This is a genomic window from Streptomyces sp. KR55 (assembly GCF_052245645.1).
Taxonomy (GTDB): Bacteria; Actinomycetota; Actinomycetes; order Streptomycetales; family Streptomycetaceae; genus Streptomyces; species Streptomyces flavusporus.
This window is the reverse complement of the sequence record NZ_JBQQCE010000469.1, coordinates 1-7,712: the sequence shown is the minus strand read 5'-3', so window position 1 is coordinate 7,712 and position 7,712 is coordinate 1. Positions and strand designations below refer to the sequence as shown.

Genomic DNA, 7,712 nt, shown 5'->3' with positions numbered 1-7,712 from the left:
CGTCCCGCCAGCCGACCGTGTCGCCGCTCATGTGCGGGGACACGATCAGGCCCGGCGCCTGCCACAACGGGCTGTCCGCCGGAAGGGGTTCGTCCGTGAAGACGTCCAGCGCGGCGCCCCCGATCCAGCGCTTGGCCAGCGCCTCGGCCAGCGCCTCCTCGACGACCAGCTGCCCGCGCCCGACGTTGACGAACCGGGCGGAGGGCTGCATCACCCCGAACCGGCGCGCGTCGAACATGCCCTGCGTCTGCTCCGTCAGCGGCGCCGCCGCGATCACCCAGTCGGCGCGGGACAGCAGCCGGTCCAGGTCGTCGGGGCCGTGGACGCCGGTGCGCGGAGTGCGGCCGACCAGCGCGGTCGTGATGTCCAGCGCCTTGAGCGTACGGGCGATCGCGCGGCCGATCGGGCCGGAGCCGACGACACAGGCCCGGGTCCCGGCGACCTTCCGGGATTCGCGGTGCCGCCAGGTCCGCTCCTGCTGCAGCTCCCAGGTGCGGGGCAGGTCCTTGGCCATCGCCAGGACGAGCGCGGCGACGTACTCGGCGATCGGCTGGTCGAAGACGCCGCGCGCGTTCGTGACCACCGTGTCCGAGGCGACGAGCTCGGGACACAGCAGATGGTCCACGCCCGCGCTCGCCGTGTGCACCCAGCGCGGCCGCGGTCCGCCACCCGGCCAGGCCTCGCGGACCGCGCGCGAGGTGAAGTCCCACACGAGCAGCACATCGGCGTGCGGCAGCCGCTCCGCGAACCCCGACTCGTCGGTGTGCTCGATCCTGGCGCGGCCCGTGAGACGCCCGAGGCGGGGGAGCGGATCGGCGTCCAGAACGAGCAGGGTGGGAGTGCCGGTGGGCGGGAGAGCGACGGTCATGCGGAAGCCGTTTCTCGGGGCGAAATGGAGGGGTTGGCGGCCGTCTGACATGCGAGGTTTGACCACGCTCGCACCCGAACCTACCTTCGTCAACACGGGCGTGTGTGCGGTCCGTTGCTCACCCCTTTTCTCCGTGTGAGGGCGGTGCCTGCCATGGACGTCTCCTTTCTCGGCGGACCAGGTCCACAGCGCGGTGTCGGCGTCGTCGCCCCGTTCGACTTCGCGCTGGACCGGGAGCTGTGGCGCTGGGTGCCGGACGAGGTGTCGCTGCACCTGACCCGCACGCCGTTCGTGCCGGTCGAGGTCAGTCTCGACCTGGCGCGCCTGGTGAGCGAGCACGAGACGCTGGGCGACGCGGTGCGCACGCTGAACGCGATCGCGCCCGAGGTCGTCGCCTACGCCTGCACCTCGGGCAGCTTCGTCGGCGGGATCGCCGGCGAGCGGGCGATGTGCGAGGCGATGACCCGGGCGGGCGCGGTGCCCTCCGTCACCACCTCGGGCGCACTGCTGGAGGCGCTCGGGGAGCTGGGCGTGCGCCGGGTGGCCCTGGTGACGCCGTACACCGTGTCGGTGACCCGGTCGCTGGAGAAGTACGTGGCCGAGGCGGGCGTCAAGGTCACCGGATGCGCGTTCATGGGGCTGACGCGGGACATCTGGAAGGTCCCCTACCGCGACGTGGCCGACATGGCGCGTCAGGCGGTGCGGCGGCGGGCCGGCGCGGACGCCCTGTTCATCGCGTGCACCAATCTCCCGACGTACGACGTGATCCCCCAGCTGGAGGCCGAACTGCGGATGCCGGTCCTCTCGGCCAACCAGGTGACCGTGTGGGCGGCACTGCGCCGGCTGGGTACCTGGGCGGTGGGGCCGTATCAGGCGCTGATCGATCCGGCGGCACGCACCGGTCCCGTACTGCCGGAGGCAGGTGCCGGTGCCGGACAGCCCGAACCCGTACTGACCGAACCTCTGCCCGAAGAAGGACAGCAGCAGGAAGGCTCGACATGACCGCACTCGGATTCCTCTACCCGGGCCACTCCGCCGAGGACGACTATCCACGCATCGAGCAGCTGCTGGGGAGCGACATCCGGGTCGACCTCGTCCACACCGACATCGGTGAGGACGCCCACCGGGTGGATGCGCTGCGCGAGATGGGCTCGGCCGAGCGGCTCGCGGCGGGCGTCGAGGAGCTGCGCCTCGCGGGCGCCGAGGCGGTGGTGTGGGCCTGCACCAGCGGCAGCTTCGTGTACGGCTGGGAGGGCGCCCACGAGCAGGTACGCACCCTGGCCCGCCGCGCCGGCATGCCGGCCTCCTCGACCGCCTTCGCCTTCGTGCACGCGGTGCAGGAGCTCGGCGTGCGCCGGGTCGCGGTCGGGGCTACCTACCCGGACGACGTGGCGTCGCTGTTCGCGGACTTTCTGCGGGCGGGCGGTGCGGAGGTGGTCGCGGTCCGCAGTTCCGGCATCATCACCGCCGCGGAGGTCGGCACCTGGGGGGAGGCGGAGCTGCTCGCCCTGGCCCGCGCGGCCGACCACACCGACGCGGAGGCGGTACTGCTCCCCGACACGGCCCTGCACACCGCCGCCCACATCCCGGCCCTGGAGAAAGAGCTCGCCAAACCCGTCCTCACGGCCAACCAGGTCACCGTCTGGGAGGCCCTGCGCCTGACCGACCGCCGGGTGAACGCGCCGGAGCTGGGGTCGCTGTTCACGAAGGAGCCGATCGTCCAGGTGTGACGAATACATGCACGGGAATAGATGGGGGCGTCCGTCTGTTGACGCCAGGAAGACCTGAGGACAGCGCAACACACAGGAGGACCCCCGTGGCGGCAGACGAGATCCGCGGTACCAGCCAGGGCACCGCCCCCGTGCCCCTCTCCGTACTGGACCTGGTCACCGTGGGTGCCGGCCGGACCGCCACCGATGCGCTGCGCACCAGCGTCGCGATCTCCCGCCTCGCGGAGTCCCGCGGCTTCCACCGGTACTGGGTCGCCGAGCACCACTCCATGCCGGGCGTCGCCTCGTCCTCCCCCGCCGTGATCCTCGCCCACCTCGCCGCCCACACCGAGCGCATCCGGCTCGGCTCGGGCGGCGTGATGCTGCCCAACCACGCCCCCCTGGTGATCGCGGAGCAGTTCGGCACGCTGGAGGCCATGGCCCCCGGCCGTATCGACCTCGGCCTCGGCCGCGCTCCGGGCACGGACGGCGCCACCGCGGCCGCCCTGCGCCGCACCGACAACCCGCACGAGGTCGCCGACGCCTTCCCCGAGCAGCTCGCCGAGCTGACCCGCTTCCTCGACGACGACTTCCCCGACGGCCACCCCTACCGCGGGATCCACGCCGTCCCCGGCCCCGTCCAGGCCACCTCTCCGGGCGGCGTCCAGTCCCCGCACCGCCCGCCGGTCTGGCTGCTGGGCTCCTCCGGCTTCAGCGCCCGCCTGGCCGGCCTGCTCGGCCTGCCCTTCGCCTTCGCGCACCACTTCTCGGCGCAGAACACGATCCCCGCCCTCGACCTGTACCGGGAGACCTTCAAACCGTCCGAGGTGCTCGCCGAGCCGTACGCCCTCATCGGCGTCTCCGCGCTCGCGACCGAGGACGAGCGAGAGGCCCGCCGGCAGGTCCGCGCCGCCGCGCTCAACATGATCCGGCTGCGCAGCGGCCGCCCCGGTCTCGTCCCCACCCCCGAGGAGGCCGAGGCGTACGAATTCAACCCGCTGGAGCAGGAGTTCGCCGACTCCTGGAACGCCAACGTCATCCACGGCACCCCCGACGAGGTCCGCGCGGGCCTGGACGATCTCCACAAGCGCACCGGCGCCGACGAGCTGATGATCACGGCCAACGCGCACAGCGGCGAGGTACGGCTGCGCTCCTACGAACTCATCGCCGACGCCTACGCGTTGCCGACCGCCTGACCTGCCTGGTCCGACGGACAGTCCAGCAGCTCGGAGATGCGATCCGGCGACACCGGCCGGGAGTACAGCCACCCCTGCCCGGTGTCGCACCCGATCCGCCGCAGCCGCCCGGCCTGCGCGGAGGTCTCCACGCACTCCGCGGTGACGGTCAGCCCCAGCCGATGGGCCAGCTGGATCATCGCCTCGACGATGACCTCGTCGGCCGGGTTGGGATGGGCACCGGAGTCCTCGTACTGGAATCCCCGTACGAAGGACCCGTCCAGCTTCAGTACGGACACCGGCAGCCGGCTCAGATACGCCAGGTTCGAGTAGCCGGTGCCGAAGTCGTCGATGGCGATGCGCACACCCATCTCGCTGAGCGCCTGCAGAGCCTGCAGCGGGCGGCCCGCCGAGCCCATCACCGCGGACTCCGTGAGTTCGAGCTGGAGCAGGTGCGGTTCCAGGCCGGTCTCGGCGAGGATCTCCGCCACGTCCTCGACCAGGTCGGAGTCCCAGACCTGGCGTACGGCCACGTTGACCGACACGAAGATGGGCGGCTCGTCGGGGTGTTCCAGCTGCCAGCGGCGGGCCTGACGGCAGGCGGTGGCGAGCACCCAGCGGCCGAGCGGGACGATCGCGCCGTCCTCCTCCGCCAATCCGATGAACCGATTCGGCGTCAGCATCCCGAACTGTGGGTGGTTCCAGCGCACCAGCGCCTCCACCCCGCTCAGCCGCCCGTTCGCCATGCCGACCAGGGGCTGGTATTCGAGGGTGAACTCGCCGCGGTCGATGGCCGGCCGGAGCGTGGAGGCGAGTGCCTGACGGGTCATGCGGTGCGCGTTGCGCTCGGGGTCGAACAGCGTCCAGCGGGACTTGCCGTCCGCCTTCGCCCAGTACAGCGTCGTGTCGGCGGCCTGCATCAGACCGGTGGCGGTCGTCCCGGCCGCCTGCCGCTCCACGACCCCGATCGACGCCGACAGCGACAGCCGCTGGCCGGCCAGGTCGAACGGGGCCTGAAGGGCCGTCAGCACCGACTCGGCGAGGTCGGCGAGCTGCTCGGTGCCCGTCGAGTCCTCGACCAGCAGGGCGAATTCGTCGCCGCCGAGCCTGGCCACGAGCGGCGCGCTCGCCCTGCCGTACCCGGCCTCGTCCGCGCAGCGCGTCAGGCGTTCGGCCACGGCCGCCAGCAGCCGGTCGCCGACGCGGTGGCCGAGGGTGTCGTTGACCGCCTTGAAGCCGTCCAGGTCCAGATAGCACAGGCCGATCCGGCCGGTGCCGCCGCGCTCGTACGCCTCCACGTCCAGCGCGGCCGACAGGCGCTCGAAGAACAGGGTGCGGTTGGGCAGCCGGGTCACCGGGTCGTGCATCTGCAAGTGCCGTAGCCGGGCCTGGAGTTCACGCCGGGCGCTGATGTCGGCGGCGGCGAGCAGCACACCGTCCGTGCCCTCGGGGAGCGGGGAGACGGTGACCTGCACCCAGACGCTGTGCCCCTCGGGTTGTTTCAGGCGCCGGGTGCAGCGCAGCCGGGCCTCACGGCCGCGCAGCAGCTCACGGTACGCGTGCCAGGTGCGGGCGTCGGACGCCAGGTCCACCAGATCGGCGGCGACCCGTCCGGCCAGTTCCCCGGGGCCGGCGCCCAGCAGGTCGGCCAGCGCGTCATTGGCGGTGACGACCAGGCCCTCGCGGTCGACGACCGCCATCGCCAGGGGGGCGGCGACGAAGGCCGACCGCAACGGGTCGGAGACCTCGCCATTCGTACGACGAGACGCTTGTTGATTACTGTCTGTGACGGCCGGCCGGATGAGGTCTGCCGCGGGCGTCGGCCCTTCGGACGTTCCGCTCACCGCTCGCTCCCGCAGTGCACTCGATCTGCTCGATCTCTGCTCGATCTCTGTCCGGGCAGGAAAGGTCAGGAAAGTGTGCCGATCATAGAGGTTCGCCCCGGACCCTTGCAGCCACTGTCCAGTGTCCCGGAACCGACGCGGAACCACCCGTCGTCCTGACAGAACGTTTCTGCCCGCCCGAGCACCGGTTCCATCGGCGACGGACGGGTTGTGACGGTCCGTGAGCACTTCCGGAGACGCTGCTGCCGTTCCCTCGAACGGCCGTCACTCGTCCGATGCAGACAAACAGGGCATACAACATGCAATACACACAGGCTGGATGCGGTGTCCCATAACCGCACCCGGAGGTCCCTGTGCCGCGTCTGCTCCCGCGTCCCCGACTGCGCAGCACCGCGGCCGTGTTCACCAGCCTCTCGGCGCTCGCTGCGACCTCCCTCATCACCGGCCCCTCGGTCGCCGAGCCCCTCTGGGCGGCGCCCTGCGCCCTCACCCGTACCGAGGCCCACCACTCGGAGGGCCTGGACACCTGGAACGCCGACTATCCCCGGCCGACCCGCACGCTGGACGCGGTGATGGTCTTCCTCTCCTTCCCGGACTCGGCCCCGGAGGTCACCCCCGCAGAGCTGACCGCCGACCACTTCCCGGCCACCAGCCGCTACTTCACCCGCGCCTCCTACGGCAGGTTCCGGCTCCGCCCGCACCCGCTGCGGCACTGGATCCGGATGCCGCGGCCGTCCACGGCGTACGGCATACAGCGCGACTGGTCCGCCCCGCACCGGGCCGCCTACCTGCGCGACGCGCTCGCCGCCGCCGACGGCCGGGTCGACTTCTCGCGCTACGACATCGTCTACCTCGTCGCCGATCCGGACGCGCCCGGCGTGGACTCGGACGCCACGAAGGTGGTCAACCTGGACGGCCCCCTGCAGGTGGACGGCACCGACATCCGCCGGGTCGTCACGGTGTTCGAGAACCATCCGCCGGACCGGCTCGTCCTCGCCCACGAGACCGGCCATGTCTTCGACCTGCCGGACCTCTACCACCGCCCGACGGACGGCAAGGGCGACTGGGACACCCACGTCGGCGACTGGGACCTGATGGGCAGCCAGTTCGGACTCGCCCCCGATCTCTTCGGCTGGCACAAGTGGAAGCTGGGCTGGCTGGAGCGACGCCAGGTGACGTGTGTGCAGGGCGCGGGGCCGGTCCGGCTGACGCTGGAGCCGCTGGGCGCCGGGCCGGGAACGCCCATGACGGCCGCGGCGGGCGCCCCGGCCTTCGGGCTGGGGCGGGGGACCAAGCTGGCGGTCGTGCGCATCGGGGCCGACAGCGTCCTCGCCTTCGAGGCGCGCGGCTCGGCCGGCAACGATCACGGCGCCTGCCGGCAGGGCGTCCTCGTCTACCGCGTGCACAGCGGCGCCGAGTCCGGCGGCGGCCCGGTCCAGGTGATCGACGCCCACCCGCACACGGAGGCCTGCTGGGAGAACTCGGTCTACCCGCCCCTCGCGGACGCCCCGGTCGATCTCGGCGAGACCTTCACGGTGCCCGGCGAGGCCGTCCGCGTCGAGGTGGAGGGGCGTACGGCGACGGGGGCGTGGACGGTGAAGATCACAGTGGGGTGAGCGGTCGGCCGTCGGCGTGCAAAAAGCCCCTCGCTTTCGCGAAGGGCTTCTCACTGTCGTGCGCCGCCAGGGACTCGAACCCCGGACCCGCTGATTAAGAGTCAGCTGCTCTAACCAACTGAGCTAGCGGCGCCTGCTGACGTCGTAGACATTAGCACCCTGGTCCGGGGGAGGAAAAATCGATATCCGCACGGCCGAACGGGCGGCCCGCACCGCCGCCCACAGCAGGATTTCCGGGCCCGGCAGCCAGGGGTGACGGGTGTCGGGGGCGACCAGCCAGCGGGAGTCGGACGGGTCGGGGCCGGTGGGGGCGGTGGGGGCGGATCGGCCGGGGCCGGTGGATCGGCCCGTGGAGGGGGGCGTCGGGACGGTCGGGGCGGGTGCGGGGACGGTGATCGCGTCGCCGGTGCCGTGGCACAGCAGCGGTGGGATGGCCGCGGTGCGGCCGTGGGAGCCCCACTCCTCCCACTCCAGCAGGGAGGGGAGCCGCTGGGCGGTGC

Annotated in this window: 6 protein-coding genes, 1 tRNA gene and 1 pseudogene; 4 read left to right on the top strand and 4 right to left on the bottom strand. The window is 72.2% G+C overall.

The genetic code is table 11. The annotated features are described in order from the left end of the window. A partial coding sequence (locus ACTWQJ_RS42135) for a D-2-hydroxyacid dehydrogenase (protein ID WP_443311703.1) occupies window positions 1-868 on the bottom strand: 868 nt, incomplete at its 3' end. A gap of 153 nt (window positions 869-1,021) precedes the next feature. Between ACTWQJ_RS42135 and ACTWQJ_RS42130 the strand changes: the two genes are divergently transcribed. From ACTWQJ_RS42130 to ACTWQJ_RS42120, 3 genes are all read left to right on the top strand, one after another. Next, window positions 1,022-1,870, top strand: a complete 849-nt coding sequence (locus ACTWQJ_RS42130; RefSeq protein ID WP_443311702.1) for a maleate cis-trans isomerase family protein — start codon at window positions 1,022-1,024, stop codon at window positions 1,868-1,870. After that, a complete protein-coding gene (locus ACTWQJ_RS42125; protein ID WP_443311701.1) occupies window positions 1,867-2,598 on the top strand; it encodes a maleate cis-trans isomerase family protein in 732 nt (243 codons plus the stop codon). The genes ACTWQJ_RS42130 and ACTWQJ_RS42125 overlap by 4 nt, the downstream gene beginning before the upstream one ends. Before the next feature lie 86 nt (window positions 2,599-2,684). Beyond that, the gene (locus tag ACTWQJ_RS42120) at window positions 2,685-3,773 is read left to right on the top strand and encodes an LLM class flavin-dependent oxidoreductase (protein WP_443311700.1); all 1,089 of its coding nucleotides are present in this window, start codon (window positions 2,685-2,687) and stop codon (window positions 3,771-3,773) included. Here the strand turns inward: ACTWQJ_RS42120 and ACTWQJ_RS42115 are convergent. Then, window positions 3,752-5,596 (bottom strand): putative bifunctional diguanylate cyclase/phosphodiesterase, encoded by a 1,845-nt coding sequence (locus ACTWQJ_RS42115; RefSeq protein ID WP_443311699.1) that lies wholly within the window; start codon window positions 5,594-5,596, stop codon window positions 3,752-3,754. The two genes, ACTWQJ_RS42120 and ACTWQJ_RS42115, sit on opposite strands and share 22 nt — an antisense overlap. A 353-nt stretch (window positions 5,597-5,949) precedes the next feature. Between ACTWQJ_RS42115 and ACTWQJ_RS42110 the strand changes: the two genes are divergently transcribed. Beyond that, a complete protein-coding gene (locus ACTWQJ_RS42110; protein WP_443311698.1) occupies window positions 5,950-7,212 on the top strand; it encodes a M6 family metalloprotease domain-containing protein in 1,263 nt (420 codons plus the stop codon). Between the two features lie 59 nt (window positions 7,213-7,271). Here the strand turns inward: ACTWQJ_RS42110 and ACTWQJ_RS42105 are convergent. Further along, window positions 7,272-7,345 (bottom strand) — tRNA-Lys (locus ACTWQJ_RS42105). Then, window positions 7,336-7,712 (bottom strand): annotated as a pseudogene (locus ACTWQJ_RS42100) (hypothetical protein); the annotation flags it as partial. The gene ACTWQJ_RS42105 and the pseudogene ACTWQJ_RS42100, both read right to left, overlap by 10 nt.